Origin of the sequence: Sphingobium sp. 15-1, from assembly GCF_013375535.1 — a bacterium.
In the GTDB taxonomy this organism is placed as follows: Bacteria; Pseudomonadota; Alphaproteobacteria; order Sphingomonadales; family Sphingomonadaceae; genus Sphingobium; species Sphingobium aromaticivastans.
The window spans coordinates 1431367-1457761 of the sequence record NZ_JABXJG010000002.1 but is presented as its reverse complement, the minus strand read 5'-3'; the positions used below and the strand labels follow the sequence as shown (position 1 = coordinate 1457761).

20 protein-coding genes are annotated in these 26395 nt (G+C 65.4%); 10 read left to right on the top strand and 10 right to left on the bottom strand.

From position 1 onward, the window contains the following. Nucleotides 1-15: 15 nt before the first annotated feature. Nucleotides 16-468: a 3'-5' exoribonuclease gene (locus HUK72_RS22560; RefSeq protein ID WP_176598749.1), complete on the top strand. Its 453-nt coding sequence runs from the start codon at nucleotides 16-18 to the stop codon at nucleotides 466-468. Nucleotides 469-519: 51 nt separating this feature from the next. On the opposite strand, the gene HUK72_RS22555 is transcribed toward HUK72_RS22560, so the two are convergent. The 5 genes from HUK72_RS22555 to tcuA all read right to left on the bottom strand — a co-directional run bounded on the left by HUK72_RS22555 (nucleotide 520) and on the right by tcuA (nucleotide 7474). Continuing rightward, a complete protein-coding gene (locus HUK72_RS22555; RefSeq protein WP_176598748.1) occupies nucleotides 520-1434 on the bottom strand; it encodes an NAD(P)/FAD-dependent oxidoreductase in 915 nt (304 codons plus the stop codon). 187 nt (nucleotides 1435-1621) lie between these two features. Then, on the bottom strand, nucleotides 1622-3094 hold the full coding sequence (locus tag HUK72_RS22550; protein WP_176598747.1) for an aldehyde dehydrogenase family protein: 1473 nt from the start codon (nucleotides 3092-3094) through the stop codon (nucleotides 1622-1624). Then, nucleotides 3091-4512, bottom strand: coding sequence for an MmgE/PrpD family protein (locus HUK72_RS22545; RefSeq protein WP_176598746.1), 1422 nt, complete (start codon nucleotides 4510-4512; stop codon nucleotides 3091-3093). Before HUK72_RS22545 ends, HUK72_RS22550 begins: the two co-directional genes overlap by 4 nt. Nucleotide 4513: 1 nt before the next feature. Next, the gene (locus HUK72_RS22540; protein WP_176598745.1) at nucleotides 4514-5920 is read right to left on the bottom strand and encodes an MmgE/PrpD family protein; all 1407 of its coding nucleotides are present in this window, start codon (nucleotides 5918-5920) and stop codon (nucleotides 4514-4516) included. A 24-nt stretch (nucleotides 5921-5944) separates the two neighbouring features. After that, entirely contained in the window at nucleotides 5945-7474 is a 1530-nt protein-coding gene (gene tcuA / locus HUK72_RS22535; protein WP_176598744.1) for an FAD-dependent tricarballylate dehydrogenase TcuA, read from the bottom strand. Nucleotides 7475-7681: 207 nt separating this feature from the next. On the opposite strand from tcuA, the gene HUK72_RS22530 reads away from it, so the two are divergent. Continuing rightward, entirely contained in the window at nucleotides 7682-8620 is a 939-nt protein-coding gene (locus HUK72_RS22530) for a LysR substrate-binding domain-containing protein (RefSeq protein WP_176598743.1), read from the top strand. A 172-nt stretch (nucleotides 8621-8792) separates the two neighbouring features. Here HUK72_RS22530 and HUK72_RS22525 read toward each other — a convergent pair whose 3' ends face one another. Together HUK72_RS22525 and HUK72_RS27690 are read right to left on the bottom strand one after the other, a co-directional pair. Next, on the bottom strand, nucleotides 8793-9971 hold the full coding sequence (locus HUK72_RS22525; RefSeq protein WP_176598742.1) for a mandelate racemase/muconate lactonizing enzyme family protein: 1179 nt from the start codon (nucleotides 9969-9971) through the stop codon (nucleotides 8793-8795). Continuing rightward, nucleotides 9968-11623: a GMC family oxidoreductase N-terminal domain-containing protein gene (locus tag HUK72_RS27690; protein WP_176598741.1), complete on the bottom strand. Its 1656-nt coding sequence runs from the start codon at nucleotides 11621-11623 to the stop codon at nucleotides 9968-9970. Before HUK72_RS27690 ends, HUK72_RS22525 begins: the two co-directional genes overlap by 4 nt. Before the next feature lie 248 nt (nucleotides 11624-11871). Between HUK72_RS27690 and HUK72_RS22515 the strand changes: the two genes are divergently transcribed. Beyond that, nucleotides 11872-13362, top strand: a complete 1491-nt coding sequence (locus HUK72_RS22515) for an aldehyde dehydrogenase (RefSeq protein ID WP_176598740.1) — start codon at nucleotides 11872-11874, stop codon at nucleotides 13360-13362. Nucleotides 13363-13383: 21 nt separating this feature from the next. After that, a complete protein-coding gene (locus tag HUK72_RS22510) occupies nucleotides 13384-14118 on the top strand; it encodes a cyclase family protein (protein WP_176598739.1) in 735 nt (244 codons plus the stop codon). A 21-nt stretch (nucleotides 14119-14139) separates the two neighbouring features. Here the strand turns inward: HUK72_RS22510 and HUK72_RS22505 are convergent, their stop codons facing one another. Next, entirely contained in the window at nucleotides 14140-15579 is a 1440-nt protein-coding gene (locus tag HUK72_RS22505; protein WP_176598738.1) for an MFS transporter, read from the bottom strand. Between the two features lie 572 nt (nucleotides 15580-16151). On the opposite strand from HUK72_RS22505, the gene HUK72_RS22500 reads away from it, so the two are divergent. After that, the gene (locus tag HUK72_RS22500; RefSeq protein ID WP_176598737.1) at nucleotides 16152-16946 is read left to right on the top strand and encodes a DUF2189 domain-containing protein; all 795 of its coding nucleotides are present in this window, start codon (nucleotides 16152-16154) and stop codon (nucleotides 16944-16946) included. Between the two features lie 98 nt (nucleotides 16947-17044). Here HUK72_RS22500 and HUK72_RS22495 read toward each other — a convergent pair whose 3' ends face one another. Then, entirely contained in the window at nucleotides 17045-17947 is a 903-nt protein-coding gene (locus HUK72_RS22495) for a LysR family transcriptional regulator (protein WP_176598736.1), read from the bottom strand. 253 nt (nucleotides 17948-18200) lie between these two features. Between HUK72_RS22495 and ilvD the strand changes: the two genes are divergently transcribed. Then, the gene (ilvD, locus tag HUK72_RS22490; RefSeq protein WP_176598735.1) at nucleotides 18201-20054 is read left to right on the top strand and encodes a dihydroxy-acid dehydratase; all 1854 of its coding nucleotides are present in this window, start codon (nucleotides 18201-18203) and stop codon (nucleotides 20052-20054) included. A 252-nt stretch (nucleotides 20055-20306) separates the two neighbouring features. Here the strand turns inward: ilvD and HUK72_RS22480 are convergent, their stop codons facing one another. Next, nucleotides 20307-20738, bottom strand: coding sequence for a MarR family winged helix-turn-helix transcriptional regulator (locus HUK72_RS22480; RefSeq protein ID WP_176598733.1), 432 nt, complete (start codon nucleotides 20736-20738; stop codon nucleotides 20307-20309). A gap of 77 nt (nucleotides 20739-20815) precedes the next feature. On the opposite strand from HUK72_RS22480, the gene HUK72_RS22475 reads away from it, so the two are divergent. From HUK72_RS22475 to HUK72_RS22460, 4 genes are all read left to right on the top strand, one after another. Next, complete coding sequence (locus HUK72_RS22475; RefSeq protein ID WP_176598732.1) at nucleotides 20816-21982, top strand: HlyD family secretion protein; 1167 nt, start codon at nucleotides 20816-20818, stop codon at nucleotides 21980-21982. Beyond that, nucleotides 21979-23535, top strand: a complete 1557-nt coding sequence (locus HUK72_RS22470; RefSeq protein ID WP_176598731.1) for a DHA2 family efflux MFS transporter permease subunit — start codon at nucleotides 21979-21981, stop codon at nucleotides 23533-23535. Before HUK72_RS22475 ends, HUK72_RS22470 begins: the two co-directional genes overlap by 4 nt. 10 nt (nucleotides 23536-23545) lie before the next feature. Then, nucleotides 23546-24970, top strand: coding sequence for an efflux transporter outer membrane subunit (locus tag HUK72_RS22465; protein WP_176598730.1), 1425 nt, complete (start codon nucleotides 23546-23548; stop codon nucleotides 24968-24970). Between the two features lie 76 nt (nucleotides 24971-25046). After that, nucleotides 25047-26330, top strand: coding sequence for an HD-GYP domain-containing protein (locus tag HUK72_RS22460; protein ID WP_176598729.1), 1284 nt, complete (start codon nucleotides 25047-25049; stop codon nucleotides 26328-26330). Nucleotides 26331-26395: the final 65 nt, after the last annotated feature.

Below are 26395 nucleotides of genomic sequence, written 5' to 3'. Positions count from 1 at the left end.
GTCAAAGGAGGAAACATGCGGTACTTCCTCGACACTGAATATAATGGCTTTGGCGGCGAACTCATCAGCCTCGCGCTCGTTCCGGAATATGGCGACCAGGATTTCTACGTCTCGCTGCCCTTACCGGCCGAAATCCACCCCTGGGTGGCGCAGAATGTCATCCCCTATCTCCGATTCGTGCCGCAGGGCGTCGACCATCAATTGAGCCGTGTCGAGGCGGCGCTGCATCTGGAGGCCTATCTGGCGAACGACCGCGATCCGATGGTGGTGGCGGACTGGCCGGACGACCTCGCCCATTTCTGCAGCCTTCTCGTCACCGGTCCGGGCGAGATGATCGACCTGGACGGTCTTCACCTGGAACTGATCAACGCGGCGGGGTTCAGCGCGGCCGCCAACAGCAAGAAGCCGCACAACGCCCTCCACGACGCTCATGCGCTCAAGGATTTCTATCTGGGCTCGGTGGCCTGAACAACGGTCAGCGGCCTAGCACCCGCCTTTGAGGCAGGCGGCCATCGCCCCTCATCGCAGCAGCGATATTCTTTCCGCCAGATCGTTGCGGATCGTGGTGGCGGCAACCCCGCCCTCTCCCATCGCATGGCTGATCTGGTCCAGCCCCTTGGCCACGTCTCCGGCGGCATAGAGGGCGGGAACGGTGGTGCGCTGATGGTCGTCGACGATCAGGCAGCCATCCTCGGTCATCTCCGCCCCCAGCATCGTCGCCAGCTCTGACCGGATGATCGAACCCAGCGCCGGATAGACCGCGTCATAGGCGGCCACGCCCCCCGGCGTCGGCACGAGTATATGGTCGCCATCGATGCGCAGGGGATCGCAGGGACCATCCGCCAATGCTATGCCGGCCTCGCTCAGCCGCCGCCTTTGCGCATCGGACAGGTCATGCGCGCCCTGCGGCGAGACAAGGGTGATGTCGGCCGAATATGTGCGCAGGAACATGGCCTCATTCGTCCCACGCGCGCCCGTTCCGATGACGGCGACGCGCCGGTCCGTGACCTCATAGCCGTCGCAGATCGGGCAATAGCGCAACAGACCCTGGCGGAGCGCGGCGTCGTGAATGTCCGGCGAAATGGGGGGAGGATTGTTGACCACGCCCGTCGCCAGCAGCACGCTGCGCGCCTGCCATTGCTCGTCACCCACATGGGCGAGGAAGAGGTCGCCCTGTTTTTCCAGCTTCGTCACCAGCGCTTCGGTGACCTCGCCGCCATATTCCGCCGCCTGCTCGCGCATGCGGGCGAGCAGTTCGCGCCCGGATATGCCCCCCGGATAGCCCGCATGATTGCGCGTCCGGGGGATCAGCGCGGCGCGGCTGTTGCCGGCATCCGCGATCCGGATATGGAGGTGAAACCGCGCCAGATAGATGGCGGCGGTCAGGCCCGCCGGACCAGCGCCGATGACGAGACAGTCCAGCGGCTTCGTCATGCCGGCGCGCCCCGGCGTTGATCGGGATTGACGCAGAGTGATCGCTTGCCGTTGCCGCCTTCCGTCATGAACGCTCCTTCCCATCAGCCAAGCGATAAGCGCCGTGACGGGAATCCGGTTCCCGGTGCTGGTGCCGCCGAACGGGAAAGACTTGAAGACCGCCACCCATGCCGGGCGATCGGCGGCGTCAATCCGCGAACGGATCGGGCGGCATGGCTTCGGCAAGGTCGACGACCACCGTCTTGGTCTCAGTGAACGCCCTGATGGCGTCGAAGCCATTCTCCCGCCCGATCCCGCTCATCTTGTAACCGCCATAGGGCAGCATGAAATGCACGGGGCGGAAGGTGTTCACCGACACGAGACCGCTCTCGATCCGGGCGGCGACGCGGTGGGCGCGGGACACGTCCCTGGTCCACAAGCCGCCGACCAGCCCGTAGCGCGTGTCGTTGGCCAGGGCGATCGCCTCTTCCTCGCCATCGAACGGCATAACCGCCGTCACCGGGCCGAATATCTCCTCCTGCGCCAGCCGCGACTGGTTGTCGGCATCGGCAAAGACGGTGGGCTGGACGAAATAGCCCCTGGAGAGACCCTCGGGCCGCCCTCCCCCCGCCAGCAAGCGCGCGCCGCCGTCAACGCCCAAAGCGATGTAGCTTTCGGTCTTGTCCCGCTGTTCGGCGGAGGTTTGCGGGCCGATATGCGTCCGGGGATCGAAGGGCAGGCCAGCGCGTATCCTCTGCGCCCGCTCCGCCAGTCCGGCCGCGAACCGTTCGTAAAGCGGCCGCTCCACGAAGATGCGGGAGGCCATGGAGCAGGATTGGCCGGTGGAGCGGAAGGCGCTGTGCGTCGCGACCGATAGCGCCTTGTCGAAATCGGCATCGGCAAAGACGATGAACGGCGATTTGCCGCCGCATTCAAAGGAGCAGCGCTTCAGGTCCGCGCTGGCGCTCTGCATGATGCGGATCGCAGTCGCATGCGAGCCGGTGAAGCTGACCTTCGCCACGCCGGGATGGGCGGAAAGCGCCGCACCCACCGCGCCATCGCCTGGCAGCACATTGACGACGCCCGCCGGGAAGCCCGCCTCCTCGACCAGCGCCGCCAAAGCGAGCATGCTGGCCGGGGTCTGTTCGGCGGGCTTCAGGATCATGGCGTTGCCGGCGGCAAGGCCTGGCCCCAGCTTCCATGAGGCGAGGGAGATGGGGGAATTCCACGGCAGGATCGCCGCCACCACGCCAACCGGCTCCAGCCTAGTGTAAGCCAGCGCGTCGGGCCGATAGGGTATCTGCTCCCCATTCACCTTGTCCGCTGCCCCGGCGAAGAAGGTCAGCCAGTCCGCCGCCCGCTGCACCTCACCCAGCGTGTCGCGCAGCGGCTTGCCATTGTCGCGGCTCTCAATCTCGGCCAGCCGGGCGGCGTCCCGGCGGACCAGGTCAGCGAATCTGGCGATCAGCGCGCCGCGTTCGGTCGGCGCGGTGCGGCCCCAGGAACCCGCCATGGCGGCCCTGGCGGCGGCGACCGCATCCTCGACATCGGTCGCATCGGCGGACGCGACTTCCGCCCAGACATCCTCGGTGGAGGGATCGATGCTCGCGATCCGGCCCGCCGCATGCGGCGCGACCCATTCCCCACCGATGAACAGCCGGTCGAACTGCGCGACGCTCATGACGCCTGACGCAGCGTTTCGACCGCCCGGATAGGACGCAGCATGTCCGACAGGGACTCCGCCTCGGGCGTTTCCCCCATGGCTTCGGCCACCGACACGGCGCCATCCCCGAAATGCCAGCGCGTGTTGCGCTCGAACTTCGCCAGAACGTCGGCGCGGGACAGGGCCGCTTCCGGCGATCCGGGATGATAGGGCACATGTTTGAAATAGCGGCGCCCCGCCGCCTGCACGGTCAGCCGCGCCGGGCAATGGGCCGGATAGTCGGACTCCGGATCGACCGACGCCTCGATCTTCTGCGCGAGCGTCAGAATGCGATCATCGTCCAGCCGCTCGGACAGGAAGGTCTCCAGCCCGACATCGCCATCGACCAAAGCCGCCGCGACCCCGAAGAACAGGCTGAACCGGCCCTCATGCGGCGTCTTCGGCGCTTTCTTGCGGTCGCGGGGTTCGGTGACGAGCGTCAGGCCCGGCTCCGCAAGCTGGCAATGCACGCTCTCGATCTCTTCCACCGACACCCCGTCTCGGGCGAAGTCGGTCAGCACCTGCTTCGACGCCTCGATGAAGGCATGCAGCAACTGGCAGCAGGGATAGGGCTTGTAGGCGGTTTCCGGCAGGTACCAGCGTGTCCCCAGCCCCTCGGCTGCGCGGGCGAAGTCGAGCTGACCGGTGATCGGGGTCAAATGAGTCTCGAAGAAACCGAACTTGCCCTCGAACACCGTGTCGGGACCAGTGATCCCCGCCATGGCGAGGTCAATGGCCAACATGCCCGCATGCGCGCCCCAGCCGCCGTGCAATATCTTGGAGGTCGAGCCGGTGCGGGTCGATTCCTGAATGCCGGAGGCGAAGGTGCCCGCAATGCCCATGGCGTCCGCGATCTGCGCCGGCGTCGCGCCGCGCAGCCGCCCGATGGCCGCCGCCACGCCAAAAGAGCCGATCAGCGAACTGGTATGATAGCCGCGCTCCAGGAAGCGGTCGCCCGCCACGAAGCCCAGCCGGATCATCACCTCATAGCCGACCACGGCCGCGTCGATGGCCGCCGCGAGGGACAGGCCCTCCGCCTCCGCCGCCGCCAGCACGGCGGGCACGACGGTCGATCCGGGACGGGCCAGCGAGGAGCCATGCTTGTCGTCCATCTCCAGCGCCTGGGCCAGCGACCCGTTGACCAGCGCCGCCAGTTCGGCGCGGGCCTGCCCGTCGAAGCCGAAGAGGGAGGCGCCCTTCACATCGCCCTTTCCCTTGGCCCATTGCGCCGCGAGAAGCCCGAAGGCTGCCCCGCTCTCTTCCTTGGGATTGGCCCCGGCGATGGAAACGCCGATCGAGTCGATCATGTGCCAGCGCGCGGCCTCCCGCACTGCGGGCGGCATGTCGGCCGAAGGGAAATGCGCGGCGAATTCACCGAATGTCTGCGATAATGTCATGTCAGCGCACCTGTTGCAGCGCGGCGCCAAGGGCGATGGCGGGCGCTTCCTCATTTTCCAGATTGTCGATGATGCGTTCGATCTCGGCCACGGCTTCCGCGGTCAGTTGACGGCTGGCGAGATCGCGGAACTTCTCCTTCAGCACCTCGTCCGACATCGGATTGCGCCAATGGCCGCTGCGATAGGTCTGCTCGTGGAAATGCTCCGTGCCGTCCTTCATTGTGACGGTGACGCGGACGGCGCGCATCTGGTGCTTCTCGCGCGCGTCGAGTTCGGGATCGACATAGACTTCGATCCGGTTGGCGAGGTCGATGATCTTCGGATCGGTCAGCTTTTCGTCCGTATATTGATCGATGAAGGCATTGCCCTCCAACAGCGTCACCGCGCCGGTATAGGGCAGGTTCATCTGCGCGCTGATCGTCTCGCCATTGGGGACATAGGGCCAGCCGCAATGGACGAACACCATGTCCGTCGTGCCGACGCGGACCTTCTCCACATCCTCGCCCCGGATGCCCGCTTTCTCGCGGATGGCGCGCAGGGCGTCGACGGAGGTCTGGCTGCTGGCAAGCGAGGAATAGCGCTTGAAGCCGTTGCGGCGCATCTCCCAATCGGTGCCCAGGCCGTCGGTGGCGAAGCTCAGATCATATTCGGCGGAGTAAGTGGAGCAGAAGCCGCCATAGGGCGCCTCCAGCACGTCGCGCACGCCGGTCAGCCCCTCGCGGGCGCAGAGCGCGGCGATGATGCCGTTCTGCGACGCCTTGCCGGAATGGAAGCGCTTGGCCATCGCCCCGAATTGCGCCGCCATCAGCCCCGCCGCCTGGCTGCCCGCCAGACCCAGCGCGCTCACATATTGGTCGGTGTCGAGGTCCAGCAGCTTGGCGATGGCGGCCGCCGAACCGAAGGTGCTGGTAAGACCGCAGGGATGGAACCCGCGATGGAAGGCCGACGGGCTGACCGTGTTGCCGATGCGCGTGCCCAGTTCATAGCCCGCGACGGTGGCGCGGATCATGTCCTTGCCGGTGAAGGCGCCGAATGCGCCCTCCGAACAGGCGATCACGGCGGGGACGACGCCCGCGCCATAATGCGACATGGACTGGTCGTGGCAGTCGTCCAGCTCATAACCCTGCGCCGCCGTGCCGTTGATGAAGGCGGCGCCGAGCGGATCGGCCTTGACCTTCATGCCCCAGGCGCTGGCGCTGGATTTCTGGCCGAGAAGGCCGACGGTGCGGACCACCGCCTGCACCCAGGGGGTCGGCGCGCCGAACACGGCGCAGCCCAGGCTGTCGCGGATGCACTGCTTGGCATTCAGGATCAGGTCGTCGGGAATGTCGCGATATTGCAGAGTCGCGGCGAAATCCGCGATGTCGCGGGTCGCGCCGGGGACGACGAATTTGCTGGGTGCGTTCATGAAGGATCTTTCCTCGATAAGAGATCAGGCGACGGACAGAGCGGGCTTCCGCGAGGCTGTCTTGGCGTAGGCGGCGGCGCTGCCGCCTGCGAGGCGGCCGAACACGGCTCCGCTCGTCAGGCCGCTTGCCCCCGGATAGTTGAAGTAGAATATGCCGCCGACCATCTCTCCGGCCGCGAACAGGCCGGGGATGGCATGGCCGTTGGTGTCGATGACCTCGCCTTCCGTCGAAATCTTGATGCCGCCGAAGGTGAAGGTGACGCCGCAAGTCACCGCATAGGCTTCGAACGGCCCGGTATCGATGCTGTTGGCCCAGTTGCTGCGGACGACGCCGTTGCTGGATGCGCCGCGCCCGTCCTTGATGTTCGGGTCGAACGGCACATCCGTCTTCACCGACGCGTTGAACTCCGCGACCGTCGCCAGGAACTGCTCCTTGTCGATCTCCCCGATCTTGTCGGCCAGTTCCTCGATGGTCTGGGCGACGACCTTGGTGACTTGCCGCGTGCGATATTCGTCGCGCAGCAAATGGTTGACCTTGGAGTCATAGACCTGCCACGCCAACTGCCCCGGCTGCTGCAATACGGCCTGGCCATATTTGGCATAAGTATAGTTGCGGAAATCAGCGCCTTCGTCGACGAAGCGCTTGCCGTCGCGATTGACCATGATGCAGAGCGGATAGGAATGGCGCTGATATTGCGGCGTCAGCGCGAGATCACCGAAATCCTGCGCATTGCGTTCCCAGGACACGGCATGACACCCCGACCAGTGGCCATAGGGCTGCGCCCCGGCGGCCAGCGCCATGGACAGGCCGTCGCCGGTGTTGAAGCGCGATCCGCGCACCTTCGCCAAGTCCCAGCCCGGCCCCAGATAGCGGGCGCGCCATTCCGCATTGGCCTCGAACCCGCCGCAGGCCAGCACGACGGCTCCCGCATGGATGGTCTCTATCTCGCCTTGATCGTTGATCAGCGTGACGCCGGAAATCCCGCTTTCATCGCGCAGCAGATCGCGGACCCAGGCATTGTAGCGTATCTCCACGCCCCGCTTTTCCGCCGCATTGTACAGCGCGTCGACCAGTCCGGGGCCGCCGCTCGCGACGGCGATGGTGGCGCCGCCCCAGAATTTGAAGCGGCCGTTCACGCGATAGGCCTGGCGCCCGAAATTGGGGAAGAAACGCACGCCCTGGTCGCGCATCCACAGGATCGTCTCGCGGCTTCGCTTCACCAGCAGCTCGCACAGGTCGGGATCGGTGCGATATTGGGTGATCTCGCCCATATCGTCGAAAAACTGTTCCTCGGTATAGGTGCCGAAGTCGCTGACCGCCACTTCTTCGTCCGTCAGGTCGGGGCAATAGGCGCGGATGTCGTCGGCGCTGTCATAAACGGTGCGCATCAGCCCGTCGGTATAGGCGGAGTTCCCGCCCCGCTCCTCTACGGGCGAGCGTTCCAGCAGGAGCACGCGGCTCCCTTCATTGGCGGCGCTGATCGCGGCGCAGAGCGCGGCATTGCCGCCGCCCACGACCACAATGTCGAAATCGGATTGTTGCTGTTCCGGCATTCCCGTCCCTCTTGATTCGGGCCAATTCTGACTCAGGAAAGCGCTTGTCGCCCTCCCCTCCAAGGCAAGCGGGCGGATGCGCCGGTGAGACCGGTCACAAGGCTGCCCCGCCGCTGTCATGCCAGCCACTTTTAGGGGATTGCTTTATGCGCGCACGTAATATTATAGCATTCTGCCATATCAAAAATGCATGGTGAGGAAGGTCGGATGAAGCTGCAACAGCTCCGCTATGTCGTTGAAATCGTGCGGCATAACAATCATCTCTCGGCGGCGGCGGATGCCCTCAACACCTCGCAGCCGGGGGTGAGCCGCCAGATCCAGTTGCTGGAGCAGGAACTGGGCTTCGAAATCTTCATGCGCACCCGCAACCGCATCATCGACCTGACCGAGCCGGGCCGCGTCGTCTTCTCCATCGCGCAGCGGATCGCGACGGACATCGCCGCGCTCAAATCGCTGAAGGAGGATATGCATTCGGGCAATCGCGGCGTCTTCACCATCGCGACGACGCATACCCAGGCCCGCTATGTGCTGCCCAAGGTGGTGGAGAAATTCGTGGCCCGCTACCCCGACGTCAAGCTGGTGCTGAAGCAGGGCGACCCGGAGGAAATCTGCGCGCTGGTGGAGGCGGGCGACGCCGACCTGTCGATCGGCACGGAAACGACCCGGGACTTCCCCAATCTGGTGAAGCTCGACTGTTTCGACCTCCACCGCTGCATCGTCGCGCCGGTCGGGCACCCGATCCTGGACGTGCCGGAACTGACGCTCGAGGAGATCGCCCGCTATCCGATCATCACCTACGATACCCGCTATAGTGGGCGCTGGAAAGTGATGAAGGCTTTCACAGACGCCGGGCTGGAACCGAAGATCGTGATGAGCGGCATCGACGCAGATGTCTGCAAGACCTATGTTGGTATGGGGCTGGGAATTGGCATATTGGCCGCGATGACTTACGATCCGGATCGCGACGTCGGTATTCGAGCGCGGGATGCGTCCCATCTTCTGCCTTCGAGTACGATCAAGATTGTGCTGCGGCGGAACACCTATTTGCGGTCGTTCCTGCTGGACTTCGTGCACTCCGTCGCGCCGAATCTGACGCCTTTGCGGGTGCGGCGCGCGGTGCATGAGTTCCAGACGGTGTCGGATTAAAGTTGCTTCCGCACACCGTGCTCCTGCGCAGGCAGGAGCCCAGTTCAGACGGTGCGGTGACACTGAGGACGGGACTGGACTCCTGCCTGCGCAGGAGCACGACGCCCCCTAAGGAGAGCGCAGCACTCAGCCTGTCCGCTCTCCACCCAACTCGGCGGAGACCAACGCCAATCTACCCTGTCACCTCCAGCCTCTGAAGCGTCATTCGCTCCAGCACCGCTTCATCAACGGCAAGCCCCAGCCCCGGCCCCGTCGGCACAGTCACAGCGCCGTCCACTATCTCCATGGCCCCCTCCGCGATCAGCGGATCGTCGCCCAACACCCCCACGCCAAAGACGAACTCCGCCGCGCCAAACGTCCGCGCCGCCGGAACCGAAGCGCAGAAATGCGCCGCCGCCGCCGCCTCAAGCTGCGACGCGACAGCCAGCCCACCGCAATTGATCCCAATCCCATGCGCCTCGCCCAATGCGGCGATCTTGCGCGCAGGCGTCAAGCCGCCAACCTTGTAGAGCTTGATGCAGAACACGTCCGCCGCCCCCGCATCCGCGATGCGCGCCGCATCCTGAAGCGTGAACAGGCTCTCGTCCGCCATGATCGGAACCCCGCCCGCCTTGGCCCGGATCGCGGCCATGGCCCGCAAATCGGCCCGCTCCACCGGCTGCTCGCAATAGCCCACATCCAGATCGCGCAGCGCATGAAGCGCCGACACCGTATCCGCCGCCGTCCAGCCGGTATTGGGATCGACGCCGATCATGATGTCCGGCCCGATCGCTGCCCGCACCCGTTCGAAATTGGCGACGTCCGTGCGCCAGCCGCCCTTGCCCGCCGCCTTCAGGCACAACACCCTGATGCCGAATTCCTCGACGGCGCGGCGGGCGTCCGCGACCATCTGCGCGGGATCGTCATAGAGGCTGACCGACCATTCCAGCGGAATGACGGCATTCGCCCGCCCACCGATCAGCGCATGGACGGGCAGGCCCACCGCCTTGCCGAACGCATCGTGCAGCGCAATGTCGATCAACGCCCGCGCCGCCGGGTTCCCCGCCAGCCGGGACGTCAGCAGACCATCGATGGACTCCAGATCGCAAACCCGCTTGCCGATCAGCAACGGCCCGTAAATATCCTTGATCGCGCCGATCACGCTATGCACCGTATCGGCCACGAAATGCCCCGGACTGATCGGGCGTATCTGCGCGATGCCGGTCACGCCCTCCGCATGGATCTTGAGCAGCACCGGCTTGCCCAGCAACTGGTCCGAAGGCCCGGTATCGTAACTGCCGCTCGAAAAAGTGCGCTTCAGCCGCACGGGCAGCTCGGTGACGTGAAGCTCTATTCTCTCGATACGCATCATGCGGCCACCCGGCTGTCGTTGCGCCATTGCGCCAACACGATGTCGGCGCCGCGTTCCCCCAATGCGATGGTCGGCGCATTGGTGTTGGAGGAGGGGATGGTCGGGAAGATCGACGAATCGATCACCCGCAAATTGCCGACACCGCGCACACGCAGTTGCGGATCGACCACGGCTTCCGCATCGGTCCCCGCCTTGCAGCTCCCGACGATATGCCAGGTGGTCTGCGTCGTTTCCCGGATATAATCGATGATCTCCTCATCGGTGACGGTGGCGTCGCCGGGCCGCGTCTCCCGCACGATCATCGCCTGCATCGCGGGGTGGGAGGCGACGTCCCGCACTGCCTTGATGCCCGCCAGCAACACGCCGACATCATGCGGATCGTCGCAATATTTGGGGTCGATCTTCGGATAGACGACCGGATCGGCCGACTGGATATGCGTCCAGCCGCGCGACCGGGGCCGCAGCCCCATGACGCCCACGGTGAAGCCCGAATGCGCATCCAACCCGTCCTGCGGCCTGCGCGCATAGCGATCCTTGCCCGAAAAGGGCTGAAGCTGAAGCTTGAGATCGGCCCGCGGCTCGTCCGGGGAGCTGCGCATCACGATATGCGCCACCGCCGAGCAGATCGACAGCAGCCCCTTGCCGAACAGCGCGAATTTCAAGCCTTCCTTCACCTTGACCGTGGGACGTTGCAAGGCGTCGTTGATGGTGATCGGCTTGGTGCATTCGAATGTCAGCCGCGTATTGGGATGGTCGAGCAAATTCTCGCCCACGGCAGGCATGTCGCGCACCACCTCTATCCCATATTCGCGCAGCAGCGATGCGTTGCCGATGCCTGACAATTCAAGCAGCTTGGGCGACTGCACTGGCCCCGCCGACAGGATCACTTCCTTGCGGGCGCTGATCCGCGTCAGTTCATTGCCCCGCCGGACCTCGACACCAGTGGCGATACCATTTTCGATGATCACCCGAGTCACCAGCGCGTCGACCATCACGTCCAGATTCGCCCTGCCCCGCGCCGGTTTCAGATAGCCAACCGCCGAAGAGGAGCGGAAACCGCGCTTGGTCGAATATTGCAGATAGGACGCGCCCTCATAATGGCCGTCATTATAATCCTCGACATAATCGAACCCGGCCTGGCATCCCGCCTCGACAAAGGCGTCGGCCAACGCGTCAAAATGCTTGAGGCTGGTGACGCCGATCGGCCCGTCATGCCCGCGCACCGCCGGATCGCCCTGACGATAGCTTTCCATCCGCTTGAAATAAGGCAGCATGTCCGACCAGCCCCAGCCGGGCAGGCCCATCTCCGCCCAACTGTCGAACTCCGCCGGATCGCCCCGGACATAGACATTGCCGTTGATCGAGCTGGAGCCGCCCAGCACCCGCCCCCGCGTCCATAATTGAGTGCGGTTCTTGAGCGCGGTCTGCGGCTCGGTGATGAAGGGCCAGGTGTGATTGGGGTCCTTCAGCAGATTCACGACCATCAGCGGTATGTGGATGTTGATGCTGCTGTCGCGCCCGCCCGCCTCGATCAGCAGCACCCGTTCCCGGCCATCCTCCGACAGACGATTGGCAACCGCGCATCCGGCCGACCCCGCACCCACGACGATGAAATCATAAGGCCCTTCGTTCCGGCCAGCCCTTGCGTTCACGCTGCATCCCTTATCGATATTTTGGTTGGAACGACATTATGGCCGCCTAGCATGCATTACAATATAATCGCGGATGAGCAGCATATCGTTATCGCATGCCGGCATCGTCGGAGACTTTCCTTGTCCGGCTTTCCGGCCAATCCGGATGAAAAGGGAAAAGGCACCATAAGCTTCCGTTATTCTCGCCCACCGGAAACATATTGGAGGGCATGGCATCCGCAGGCTAGGACTGGGCAAAAGGCGGGAGGATGACTTTGGCTGTGCGGCAGGATTACGACCTTTATATCGGCGGCGAATGGGTGCCGCCGGAATCGAACGAACGCTTTCCCACCTTCAACCCGTTCAACCAGAAAGACTGGGCAACCATCGCGCAGGCCGGCCCGAACGATGTCGCCGCCGCCGTCGCCGCCGCCCGCGAAGCCTTCGAACGGCGCTGGCGCGGCGTGCCGGGGATTGAGCGCGCCCGGCTGATGCATCGTCTGGCCGACCTGATCGAGCGCGACGCCGACCGGCTGGGCACGCTGGAATCCACCGACAATGGCAAGGTGATACGGGAAACCCGGTCGCAAATGCGCTTCTGCGCGCGCGTGTTCCGTTTCTTCGCGGGCTATGCCGACAAGATTTTCGGCAAGGTCATCCCGGTCGACCGGCCCGAAATCTTCGATTATGCGACGATGGAACCGCTGGGCGTGATCGGCGTCATCACCGCCTGGAATTCCCCGATCGCGCTGCTCGCCAACAAGGTGCCGGCGGCGCTGGCGGCGGGCAACACCGTCGTGGTCAAGCCGTCCGAACATGCCTCCGTCACCACGTTGGAGTTCGCCCGGCTGGTCGAGGAAGCGGGCTTCCCGAAGGGCGTGTTCAACGTCGTCACCGGCGACGTGCGCACCGGCAGGGCTTTGGTGGAGGGCGGCGGGCTCGACAAGATCAGCTTCACCGGCAGCAGCCATGGCGGGCGGGAGATCGCGGCGGCGGCCGGGCGCAACCTGACGCCCGTCATCCTGGAGCTGGGCGGGAAATCGCCCAACATCATCTTCGAGGATGCGGACTTGCCCAAGGCGACGGTCGGCGCGCTGGCGGGCATCTTCGCCGCGACGGGCCAGACCTGCATCGCCGGGTCGCGCCTGCTGGTCCAGCGATCGGTCTATGCGGGCGTGGTCGAGGAACTGGCCCGCCGCGCCCAGAATATCCGGCTGGGCGATCCGCTCGACCCCGCGACCGAAATGGGCACGGCGGCCAACCAGCCGCAGTTCGACCGCATCCTTTCCTTCATCGAATCGGCCAAGCAGGACGGCGCGCGGCTGATCACCGGCGGGGAAGCGGCGCGCGACGGCATTTTGCGCGACGGGCTGTTCGTCAAGCCCACCATCTTCGCGGACGTGCACAACCAGATGCGCGTGGCGCGGGAAGAGATTTTCGGTCCCGTGCTCTCGATCATCCCCTTCGACACGGAGGAGGAGGCGATCGCCATCGCCAACGACCAGAGCTTCGGCCTGGCTTCGGGCATCTGGACGCAGAGCCTCAACCGCATGCACCGCGTTTCCGCCGCGCTGCGCGCCGGCATGGTGTGGGTCAACACCTATCGCGCCGTGGCCGTGCAGACGCCCTTCGGCGGCGTGAAGGACAGCGGCTTTGGCCGTGAACGCGGCGAAGAGGGGTTGAAGGAATTCCTCACAACGAAGAATGTGATGATCAACCTGTCGGAAAGCGACCGGGACCCGTTCCAGGTCCAGACCTGAGCGGCGGAAGAGGACGACCCGATGTGCGAGCAATGCCCCAAGGCGCCGGATGGCTGGATCGGCTGGCTTGACCTGCCCGACAGCAGGCCGGTGCAGCCCGCCGGTCCCTGGATCGACCTGACCCACCCTGTCGGGCCGGACATGCCCTGCGCGTCGATCTTCCCCAGGCCCAGCTTCGGCAAGCTGCGTTCGCTGCCCAAAGACCCGTTCAACGTCACCGACATCCACATGGTCGCCCATGCCGGGACGCATGTGGACGCGCCGCTGCATTATTTTCAGGACGCGCCCGACATGGCATCGATCCCGCCGGAACGGCTGAGCGGCGAAGGCGTCGTCTGGCGCGTGGAACAGGGCTCGGACGAGATCATCTCCGTCGCGGAGCTCGAACAATGCCGTCCGCTGCTGCGGCCCGGCGATATTCTGGCTGTGGATACCGGCTGGGCGGCGCGGTTCGGCACGCCTGACTATGAACGGCATCCCAGCTTCAGCCCCGAAGCCGCCACATGGCTGCTGGAAAAACGCATCAAGATGCTGGCCTGCGACTTCGCCACACCCGACCTCGTCTATCATCTGCGGCAGCCCGGCTTCGACTGGCCGGTCCACCGGACATTGCTCGCCAACGGCATATTGATCTGCGAGCATCTGACGGGCCACGCCGCACTTGCCGGCGAACGGGTGGAATTCCTGTTCGGCGCCCTGCCGATCGCGGACGGCGACGGATCGCCGGCGCGGGTCATCGCCCGGCGGATCGCCTGAGCGCCCTGTAGCGGCGCGCTTCTACCGATCCTCCCGCGGCACATGGCCGCTCATGGCCGATCCGGCATCCGGGGCGAAGCGCCGGTTCGCGAAAAAGGCCAGAAGCGAGATCAGCGCCACCACGATCAGCGCGGCGGAAAAATCCCCGGTCCGGGGCAAGGCCGCATGCCGGACCGCCATGCTGGCCTGAATCGCGACGGAGGCCGTGCAGATGCCCAGCGACAGCAGCAATTGCTGGAATGTCGAATAGAGGCTGGACGCGCGGCTGATCCGCGCCGCCTCCACGCTGTCATAAGCCACCGTATTGTAGACCGAGAACTGGAAGGACATGAAAAAGCCCGCCAGCACCAGCACCGCCATCATCAGCGGAACCGGCCAGTCCGCCCGGAACGCCGCCGCCAGCCCGTAGAATAGTGAGGACAGCAGGCCATTCAGGATCAGGCTGCGCCGGAAACCCAGACGGCGCAGGACCGGGGAGACGATCGCCTTGGCCACCAGCGATCCCACCGCCGTGGCGAGCATGATGGCCCCGCTGGCCGCGGCGCTGAAGCCGAACCCCACCTGGAACAGCAACGGCAGCAGGAAAGGCTGCGCGCCCTGGGTGATGCGGGTCAACGATCCGCCGATCAGCGACAGGCGGAAGGACCGGTCGCGCAGGACGGTAAGGTCCAACAGCGGATCGGGACAGCGAGCCGCATGGCGGACATAGACGCCCGCCATGACCGCCGCGACGGCAAGCAGCAGGAAGGCCTCCCCCAACCGCCCCGGCTGGCTGGCGCGTTCGCAGCCGAGCAACAGGCAGCCCAGGCCCATGGCGCAGATCAGGAAGCCGCCTATGTCGGCCTTCCCCGGCGCGGCGGCGCGGCCATTGTCGATGAAAGCGGAAATGGCGGCAATCCCCGCCAGCCCGATGGGCAGGTTGATGTAGAATATCCAGCGCCAGTCCAGATGGGTGACGATCAGCCCCCCGATGGGCGGCCCCAGCATCGGCCCAAGCAGGGCCGGCGTCACCAGCCAGGCGGTGGCCGAGACCAGCTCATGCTTGCGCGCCACCCGCAGCAGAGCGATCCGCCCAACCGGGGTCATCATCGCCCCGCCCGCCCCCTGCACGAAACGCGCCACGCTCATTTCCGCGACCGATGTCGACAGCGCGCAGAGCAGCGATCCCGCCATGAAGACCAGGATCGCGGCGCGCAGGACGGATCGCGCGCCGAACCGGTCGGCCAGACGCCCGCTCAAGGGAATGAACGCCGCCACCGCCAGCAGATAGGCGGTCAGCAACAGACCGAGCGCATTGACCGGCTCCCGGAAATCCCGCGCTATGGTGGGAAGCGCGGTGGTAAGCACGGTCGCGTCGATCTGCTCCATGATCATGGTGCTCGCTACGATCAGCGCGACGATGCGGTAATTGTCCGGCTGGGACCGATCTGCTGGGGGGACGACCGCGCAGCCGCCGCTCATGCGTCCTGAAACGCCATAATAGCAAGCAAAGCAATCCTGGCCGATGAAATCCGCATATGATCCTTCCGGTCGCCCGCGCGATGAACGTCTGTTCCGATCCTCCTAGAATGAGATAGCGCCGGAATCGCTGAACGAAATGACATTCTTGACAACCAGGACGCATGCTAGGCGGCGTGGCCAAATTCAGGACGCGCCGGACTGAGCGATTTGGGTGGTTTCCTGCCGTTTCCATAATCGTCACCCTGAACTTGTTTCAGGGTCCATTCCTCCGGATTGAGCCTTGGTTCGTGGGGAGAAATGGATGCTGAAACAAGTTCAGCATGACGAATGAGGGATAGGCCAGCTTACGTCCGCTATTGTCCATTTCCCGACGTTCCGAATTCGTCCACGCGGCCTAGGGAACCGCGCATCAAAGGGCTGGCGGCCCCCGCATTCCCAGTGTAGGATGCCGCTATTGGCCATGAGGCGCTCCCTCATGCCGAGAGATGCTCGCCCCGAACAGGCGCGCATGTCCCGACAGAGGACCAAAGCAGAGCAAGGCGCATTGTGGCGTTCGGTCAGGAGAGCGAACCATGGCAATTGCTCATTCGTCCCAGGCGTCCACGGGGCAAGAGATTTCCATCCGCACTATCGGTTTCGACGATCTGCGCATCGCCTTGCGTCAGGGCTGGGACGATTTCCTCGCCAAGCGGGGCGATCTGGTGTTCCTCGGCTTCATCTATCCGGTCATCGTCGCGCTGGCGATCATGTCGGCCAGCCGGATGTCGATCCTGCCGCTGATCTTCCCGCTGGTGGCGGGCGCGATCCTGCTGGGACCGGCATTCGCCAGCGGCTTCTACGAGCTGGCGCGGCGACGCGAAGCGGGATTGGACGGGCGCTGGCGCCATTTCCTGGACGTGATCCGCAAGCCCGGCGGATCGGCCCTGTTCGACCTCACCTGCGTGCTGGCGCTGCTGTTCATGGCATGGATGGCGACGGCCTGGCTCATCTATCATGTGACGCTGGAAAATGTGCCGGGGTCGACCTCCTCCGTCGGCGCCTTCCTTTCGGCGGTGTTCGGCACGTCGCAGGGTTGGCAGATGATCGTGCTCGGCAATCTGGTCGGCTTCTGCTTCGCCCTGCTGACGCTGGCGGTCAGCGTCGTCTCCTTCCCGATGGCGGTGGACAAGCCGGTAAGCTGGGGCGTGGCGCTGCGCACATCCTGCCGCGTGGCATGGCATAATCCGGTGACGGTCGCGGTCTGGGGCCTGATCGTCATCGCGTTGCTGGTGCTGGGCGCGCTGCCCGCGCTGGTCGGCCTTGCGGTGGTGCTGCCAGTGCTGGGCTATGCGACCTGGCATCTCTACACCCGGGCGGTGGTCCGCTGACAAGCTGACCGTCATCCCCGCGAAAGCGGGAATCCATCTCCCGCGCGTTCCGCCAAGAGCGACGCAAGGGAGATGGGTTCCCGCCTCCGCAGGAACGACTATCCAGCCATCCCCAAGGCAATCCCCACCAGCGCAAGCAACGTCGGCGCCTCATCCGCCCGACGCCACGCCAATCCGGTTTCCAGCACCGGCGCGGCATCGGCCAGCGGCAGGTAACGCACCCCGGTCCGCGCCAGATTCTGGAGCGAGGCCGGCACCAGCGCCATGCCCATCTCCGCCGAAACCAGGCTGATGATGGTCTGCATCTGGATCGCGCGCTGGCGAATTTGCGGCGTCCGCCCCTTGGCCCGATAATGGTCGATGATCAGGTCGTGGAAGGTGGGCGACACATGGCGCGGGAACAGCAGCAGCGGCTGGTCCAGCCAGTACTCGCCCGCCAGCCTGCCCCGTTCCAGATGGAGCGCCCCGTTCCCGACCCACCCCTCTGGCACCGCCGCGACCAGAGGCTCCCGCAGCAGCGGCCGATAGTCGATCTGCGACGGCAGACCAGAAGCGGGCGGGATCAATATGCCCGCATCGATCCGCCCTTCGGCCAGCGCCTCGATCTGGACGTCGCTGGTGGCCTCGGCCAATGTCATCTCGACATCGGGAAAGGCGGTGGAATAGCGCCGCACCAGCGACGGCAGGATGCTGTAGTCGGCGGGACTGACGAAGGACAGGGCCAAGCGCCCCGCCGTCCCTTCCCGCAGGCGCCGCGCCATCGGGCCCAGTTCCGCGACCGCCTCCACCGCCGGGCGAACATGCTCCAGCCATTGCGCGCCGAAGGGGGTGAGCGCGACATGACGCTTGGTCCGCGTGAAGAGCGGCGCGCCCAATTCCCGCTCCAGCGCCATGATCGACTGGCTGAGCGGGGGCTGGGTCATGCCCAGCCGCTCCGCCGCGCGACCGAAATGCAATTCCCCAGCCACCGCCAGGAAATGATTGAGCTGCCGCAGATCCATCACTCATTCACCATGCGACCTTATAACGCACCTTCAATATATTTCACAACCTTAGCGAGATAGGCTAAACCATCCCGGAACCGTCATGCTGAACTTGTTTCAGCATCCATTTCTCCCCAGGCGACCAAGGAGCATGGAGGCACAATGGATGCTGAGCCGAAGACCAACGCAGTTAAACAAGTTCAGCATGACGGATGGAAATAAGGGCGGGCCATTCCAATGCGCCGCTCCACAAGGACCCGAGGAAAAGCCCATGCCCCATTATCGTTCACGCACCAGCACCCATGGCCGCAACATGGCGGGCGCGCGCGGCCTGTGGCGCGCCACCGGCATGAAGGACGAGGATTTCGGCAAGCCGATCATCGCCATCGCCAACAGCTTCACCCAGTTCGTGCCGGGCCATGTCCATCTGAAGGATCTCGGCCAGCTCGTCGCCCGCGAAATCGAGGCGGCGGGCGGCGTCGCCAAGGAATTCAACACCATCGCGGTCGATGACGGCATCGCCATGGGCCATGACGGCATGCTCTATTCGCTGCCCAGCCGCGACCTGATCGCGGACAGCGTCGAATATATGGTCAACGCCCATACCGCCGACGCGCTGGTCTGCATCTCCAACTGCGACAAGATCACGCCCGGCATGCTGATGGCCGCGATGCGCCTCAACATTCCCGCCATCTTCGTCTCCGGCGGACCGATGGAAGCGGGCAAGGCGGACATTCATGGCCAGACGATCGCGCTCGACCTGGTGGACGCGATGGTCGCCGCCGCCGACGAAAGCTACACGGACGAGGAAGTGAAGGTCATCGAACGGTCGGCCTGCCCGACCTGCGGCAGTTGCTCCGGCATGTTCACCGCCAATTCGATGAACTGCCTGACCGAAGCGCTCGGCCTCTCGCTCCCCGGCAACGGCTCGACGCTCGCCACCCATGCCGACCGCGAAAAACTGTTCCTGGAGGCGGGCCGCACCATCGTCGACCTCGCCAAGCGCTGGTATGAGCAGGAGGACGCCGCCGTCCTGCCCCGCTCCATTGCCAGCTTCGCCGCGTTCGAGAACGCCATGAGCCTCGACATCGCCATGGGCGGGTCCACCAACACGGTGCTGCACCTGCTCGCCGCCGCCTATGAAGGCGGGGTCGATTTCACCATGGCCGACATCGACCGGCTCTCGCGCCGCGTCCCCTGCCTCTGCAAAGTCGCGCCCGCCAAGCAGGACGTGCATATGGAGGATGTCCACCGCGCCGGCGGCATCATGGCGATCCTGGGCCAGCTCGACCGGGCGGGCCTGATCGACGCGAGCCTGCCGACCGTCCACAGCGCAACCATGAGCGATGCCCTCGATCGCTGGGACATCAGCCGCACCAACAGCGCGGCGGTGCAGGATTTCTTCAAGGCGGCGCCCGGCGGCGTGCGCACGACGGTCGCCTTCAGCCAGTCGAACCGCTGGAAGGAGCTGGACACCGACCGCGAGGCGGGCGTCATCCGCAGCGCGGAGCATCCCTTCTCCAAGGATGGCGGCCTCGCCGTCCTCTACGGCAATATCGCGCCGGAAGGCTGCATCGTGAAGACGGCGGGCGTGGACGAATCGATCCTGACCTTCCATGGCACGGCGCGGGTCTATGAGAGTCAGGACGCGGCGGTCGCGGGCATATTGGGCAATGAAGTGAAGGCGGGCGACGTGGTCGTCATCCGCTATGAAGGGCCGAAGGGCGGGCCGGGCATGCAGGAAATGCTCTACCCGACCAGCTATCTGAAGTCGAAGGGGCTGGGCAAGGCCTGCGCGCTCATCACCGACGGGCGTTTCTCCGGCGGCACCTCGGGCCTGTCGATCGGCCATGTCTCGCCCGAAGCGGCGGAAGGCGGGCTGATCGCGCTGGTCGCGACCGGCGATCCGATCCTGATCGACATTCCGAACCGCATCATCAAGCTGGCCGTGGACGACGCCGTCATCGCGGAGCGCAAGGCGGAAATGGCGGCACGCGGCGTCAAGGCGTGGAAGCCCTTCGGCCGCAAGCGCAATGTCTCGCCCGCGCTGCGCGCCTATGCTGCGCTCACCACCAATGCCGCGCGCGGCGCGGTGCGCGATGTGAGCCAGATCGAAAAGGATTGATCTTCAGCGGGCGCGGTTCATCCACGGTGATGCGGCGCGCCCGTTCGGTGGCCCGCCACGCTGTCCGGTCAGTGGAGCAGAATATAGAGCGTGCCGGTCAGCGCCAGCGCCGACGCGCTGCACAAGCTCAGCAGCCCGACGCTGCATTGGCACATGCTGTAATGCATACGCTCCATCACACTCTCCCCTGCCGCCAGGCTTATGCCGGTCGACCGGGGGATGATAACAGAGAAAAGGGCGCGAATCAAAAGTTCAGCCGTCCGCCAGCCCCTCCATCAATTTTTGCAGCGCAGCATGGAAATGCTGCCGTTCCGACGGGCTTAGAATAGCCAGCACCTTCGCCATGAGCTGGCGCCGCAGGGGTTCGCTCACGGCCACCGCCGCTTCCCCGGCGGGGGTGAGGGTCAACCGCTTGACCCGCCTGTCCTCCTTGTCCGGTATCCGCTGGATCAACCCGTCGCGCTCCAGCCCGTCCAGCGATTCCGTCGCGGTACGCGGCGCGATCCCCATAACCTCAGCTATATCCACGGCCCGCGCATGTCCCGACTGCGCCTTGATGCACATCAGCACCTTCGTCTGGGCCAGCGAAGCGCCCTGCTCCGTCATCGCCCGGTCGAAGGATTTGCGCATCAGCGTGATGGTGCGGAACAGGTCCGTCAGCAGCTCTTCGTCGGAAACATTCATGAGGGCCCTCAATAAATGGTATTGCGCAATACTGCAAGAGCGAGCATAGAGATCAGGATCAATTGACGGACTCCTTCATGAATTCAGCGACAACGGCATCCCCTTCCGCATCCGCCGACGACTCGGGCGAGCGCCGCTCCTCCCCGCTCAAAAGCCCCCGCGCCCGCCTGATCCTGCTGCTGGTGGGGCTGGCGCTGATCGTGGTCGGCGTGCTGTGGTTCATTCGCTTCGAAAGCTTCGGCAAATATCAGGAATCGACCAACGACGCCTATATCCAGGCCGATTCGATCACTGTCGCGCCCAAAGTGTCCGGCTATGTCGACCGCGTCTTCGTCGATGAGAATCAGGATGTGAAGGCGGGCCAGCCGCTGGTTCAGATCGACCCGCGCGACTACCGGGCGCAGGCGGCCCAGTCGCTGGCGCAGATCGACGTCGCCAAGGCCAGCGCCGCCGGCGTGGCCGCCCAGATCGCGGAACAGCGCGCTGCCATCGCCCAGGCGGCGGCGGAACGGGACGCCGCCACCGCCAATGCCGCCTTCGCAGCAAGCGAAGTGGAACGTTATCGCCCGCTGGCCGCCAGCGGCGCGGAAACGCGCGAACGCCTGTCGGAGCTGCAAAATCAGGCGACTCAGGCCCGCGCCAGAGCCGCCGCCGCGCAAGCGACGCTGACCAGCGCGCAGAAACGGGTCGCCACGCTGGAGGCGCAAGTCAGGCAGGCGCAGGCGCAGGGCGAAGCCGCCCGCGCCCAACTATCCGCCGCCAATACCGATGTGGAGGCGACGATATTGCGCGCCGCCGCCGATGGCCGGATCGGTGACAGGAGCGTGCGGCAGGGCCAGTTCGTGCAGGCGGCGACCCGCCTGATGACGCTGGTTCCCAAGGCCAGCCTCTATGTCGAGGCAAATTTCAAGGAAACGCAACTGGGCCTGATGCGCGTCGGCCAGCCGGTCAAGATCGAGGTGGACGCGCTGCCCGGCGTCGAATTGCCCGGCCGGGTGGCCAGCATCGCACCCGGAACCGGCGCCCAATTCTCCGTCCTGCCGCCGCAAAACGCCACGGGCAACTTCACCAAGATCGTCCAGCGCATCCCCGTCCGCATCGCCGTCAGTGCCGGTCCCGAAACCCGTAAGCTACTGGTTCCCGGCATGTCGGTCGAAGTGTCGGTCGACACCCGCTCGGCCAAGGACGCCGCCGCGCAGGTCCGCCGGGAGCAGGAGCGGCATAACGCGCGGACCGATCAATGACCGCTACCGTCGCTCCACAGGCCGCGCCGGTGCCCGAGCGCGCCGACGCCGCCGCATGGCTGGCGGTCGCGGCCGGCAGCCTGGGCGCGATGATGGCGACGCTGGACATTTCCATCGTCAATTCCGCCTTGCCCACCATCCAGGGCGAAATCGGCGCCAGCGGCACGGAAGGCACCTGGATCGCGACATCCTATCTGGTCGCGGAGATCATCATCATTCCACTGGCGGCATGGCTGGAACGGCTGCTGGGGCTGCGCACCCTGTTGCTCGCCGCCGCCTTCCTGTTCACCGGCTTTTCGATGCTGTGCGGCGTGGCCGACAATCTGACCACCATGATCATCGGCCGGGTCGGCCAGGGCTTTACCGGCGGCGCGCTGATCCCCACGGCGATGACGATCATCGCCACGCGTCTGCCCCGCTCGCAGCAGCCGATCGGCAATGCGCTATTCGGCGTCACCGCGATCCTGGGGCCGGTGCTGGGCCCGCTGGTTGGCGGATGGCTGACGGAGAATATCAGTTGGCATTATGCCTTCTTCCTCAACCTGCCGGTCGGCATCGTCCTGGTCACGCTGTTGCTGGTGACGATGCCGCATCAGAAGCCGCTGCTGAGCGAGTTCTGGCAGGCCGACTGGCTGGGCATCGCCGGCATGGCGCTGGGACTGGGCGGCCTTACCATCGTGCTGGAGGAAGGGCAGCGCGAACAATGGTTTCAGAGCCGCGAGATCGTGCTGATGTCGATCGTTTCCGGCATCGGCTTCATCCTGCTGTTCGCCGGGCAATATTTCGCGAAAAGGCCGGTCATCCGGCTGAAGCTGCTGCTCGACCGGCAGTTCGGCGCGGTCGCGCTGATGGGGCTGGTGATCGGCATGATGCTCTATGGCACCGCCTTCGTCATCCCGCAGTTCCTGGCCGCCATCGCCGGTTATGACGCGCTGCAATCCGGCCGGATCGTGTTGCTGTCGGGCATTCCCAGCCTGATGCTGATGCCGCTGACGCCGCTGCTGATCCGGCATCTCGACATCCGCATCGCGGTGGGCGCCGGGTTGATCGTGATGGCGACGAGCTGCTGGATCGACACGGTGCTGACCAATCAGGCGGTCGGCCATGATTTCATCGAATCGCAATTGCTGCGCGGCGTCGGCAGCGTGTTCGGCTTCCTCTTTCTCAACCAGGCCGCGATCGCGTCGGTCCCGCGAGAGGATGCAGGCGACGCCGCCGGGCTGTTCAACGCCGTCCGCAATCTGGGCGGATCGCTGGCGCTGGCGGGCATCGCCACCATCCAGGACCAGCGGAGCTGGCTTCACAGCCGCCGCATGGAGGAAAGCCTGAGCGCCAATAGCGGCCAGGTGCAGGACTATATCGGGGGGCTCAGTCACTCGCTGGGCGGTCATGAAGCCGCCCTTCGGTCGCTGGCGGGCACGATCCAGAAAGAGGCGCTGGTGATGACCTATAACGACATTTTCACGATGCTGGCGGTCGGCATCCTCGCCGTGCTGCCGCTGGTCCTGTTCCTGCGTCCCTTGCCCCATGGGCAAGCCGTCGCGATGCATTGAGGCAGGTTTTATGCGTTTTCTCCTGATCGCCCTTCCCCTGCTTGGTCTGGCCGCCTGCACCGCCGGGCCGGATTATCATGGGCCGGAAGCCGCCAAGCCGGCCAGCCCCGGCACGCAGTTCGCGCGGGCACCCGATGGCACGCGCACTGAAGCGCCTGCCGCAGCCGCATGGTGGACGGCGCTGGGCGATCCCACGCTCGATGCGCTCGAAACCCGCGCTCTCACCGCCAATCCGGACGTGGCGGCGGCGGAGGCCAGAGTCAGGCAGGCCCGTGCCTCCCTGCGTTCGGAGCGCGCCAGCGCCCTTCCCAGCGCCAATGCCTCTGCCATTTACCTCCATGCGACAGTGCCCGGCGTCGACCTTGGCAATTCCGATGAGAGCGACCAATCCGGCGGCGGCAGTCAGTCGCTCAACTTCTACAATCTGGGCTTCGACGCCAGTTGGGAGGTCGACCTGTGGGGCGGCAAACGACGCGGGGTCGAAGCGGCGCGAGCGCAATTAGGCGCGGCGCAGGCCAATGTCGCGGACGCACAGGTCAGCCTGACCGCCGAAATCGCCCAGGCCTATGTCAATCTGCGCGACCGGCAGCAGCGCATCACGCTGGCGCAGGAGGCGCTCGCTCGCCAGCGCGAAATGCTGCGCCTGACCGAACAGCGCCACGCCCGGGGCACCGCCTCCGCGCTGGAGCTGGAACGGCAGCGCGATCTGGCGGAACAGGGCGACGCGGCCCTCTTGCCTCTCAGCGCCGAGCGCGACGCCTATCTGAACGCTCTGGCGACGCTGGCCGGGGAAGCGCCGGGCGCGCTCGACGCGATGCTGGCGGCGCCCACGCCCGTGCCGCTGCCGCCCGCCGAGGTCGCTATGGGCGATCCCGCCGCACTGCTCAAGCGCCGCCCCGACGTGCGCGCCGCGGAGCGGCAGTTTGCCGCCGCCACCGCGAAGATCGGCGTGGCGGAGGCGGCGCGCTTCCCCAGCCTCAGCTTCATGGGCCTGATCGGCATCGGCGGCACCAGCCCCGGCGATCTGGTCGACCTCGACAAGCTGGCGGCTATCGCCATGCCCCGGCTGAGCTGGAGCTTCCTTGACTTCGGCCGCAATGCCGCCCGCGTCGGGCAGGCGGAAGGCGCGCGGGACGAAGCGGCGGCGCACTATCGTCAGGCCGTGCTCAACGCCCTGCGCGACAGCGAGGACGCCCTATCCCGTTTCGGCGCCCGGCGACTGAGCGTCGCCAGCGCGGCCCGCTCCAAGGCTTCGGCCGACCGCACCGCGGCGCTGATGCGCCAGCGCTTCGACGCAGGCACCGCCACGCGCATCCAGCTCCTCGACGCGGAACGGCAGAGCCTGTCGGCGGCGCTGGCGCTGACGCAAGGGACGGCGGCCATGACGGCGGACTATATCGCCTTGCAAAAGGCCTTGGGATTGGGCTGGCAATAAGGCGCAGCGGCAATCCCTTTTTAACGGTTTTGCAAGGCTTTAAAGGCGAGATGCAGCCTCAATTCGGGGCCGCGCTATGTTGAAGAGAATCCGTACCCAGGACGTCGAGCTGGGCATGTTCCTCCACAAGATGGAAGGATCGTGGTTTTCCCATCCCTTCTGGAAAAGCAAGATGCTGCTGGAGGATGCCGATCAGTTGGAGACGCTGAAGGCCAGCAAGGTCGAATGGGTGCAGATCGACACGTCGCGCGGCATCGATCTGAAACCGAGGGATGCGCCTGCCCCGACCCGCGCTCCGGCTCCGGACCAGCGCGACCGCCCCTTCGGCCGCGCCGGGGCCGCGATCGGTCGGCGCGCGGCGCCCGCCCCCGTCAGCCGTCCGTTCGACCCGCTGTCGAAGGACAGGCTGCCGGCCAAGGCCGAGATGGTGCATGCGAACCGCCTGGCCCGTAAATCCGTGCGCGCGATGCAGAAGATCTTCGATGATTCCCGCTTGGGCAACGCGATCAAGCTCAAGAAGCTGGAACCGATGATCGAGGAGATTTCCAGCTCCATCCAGCGCAATCCCCATGCCTTCATGGCGGTGACGCGGCTCAAGAATACGAATGAATATCTCTATCTCCACGCCCTGTCGGTCTGCGCGCTGATGATCAGCCTGGCCCAGCAGCTCCGCCTCTCGCCGGAGGAGGTGCAGCAGGCCGGGCTCGCCGGATTGCTGATGGACGTCGGCATGGGCCATGTGCCGCAGGAAACCTGGGACAAGGACAGCCCGCTCACCCCCGAGGAATGGGAGGTGGTGAAGAGCCACACGACGCTGGCGCATGAATTTCTGGCGCTGGGCGGCGAAATGCCCGAAGCGGTGCTGGACGTGTGCCTCCATCATCATGAAAGGCTGGACGGCAGCGGCTATCCCCATGGGCTGAAGGGCGAGGAGATTGGCCTGTTCGCGCGCATGGCGGCGATCTGCGACACCTATGACGCGATGACCTCCAACCGCATCCACCGCCATGGCGAAGACCCGTCCCGCGCCCTGCTGATGCTGGACGAGGCGCAGACGCTCTATGATCCGGAGATTTTCCAGGCCTTCCAGCGGGCGGTCGGCATCTATCCGATCGGATCGCTGGTGCGGCTGCGTTCGCATCGGCTGGCGATCGTGGTCGAGCAGAACAGGGACGATCTGACCCTGCCCGTGGTCCGTCCCTTCTATTCCCTCAATGACCGCAGCTTCGTGAAGGCGGAGGACATCGATCTTTCCAACTGCTTCGGCGCGGACCAGATCATGACCCGCGAAACCCCCGAAGGCTGGGACATGGCGGAATGGCCCACGCTCAGCGCCAAATTGCTGGCGGCGGCGGGATAGCGCCCTTCCCTCCGGCTCCCGACCATGAGACTATGCCAGGAGGCGGGAAAAGAAGAGAGCGCATC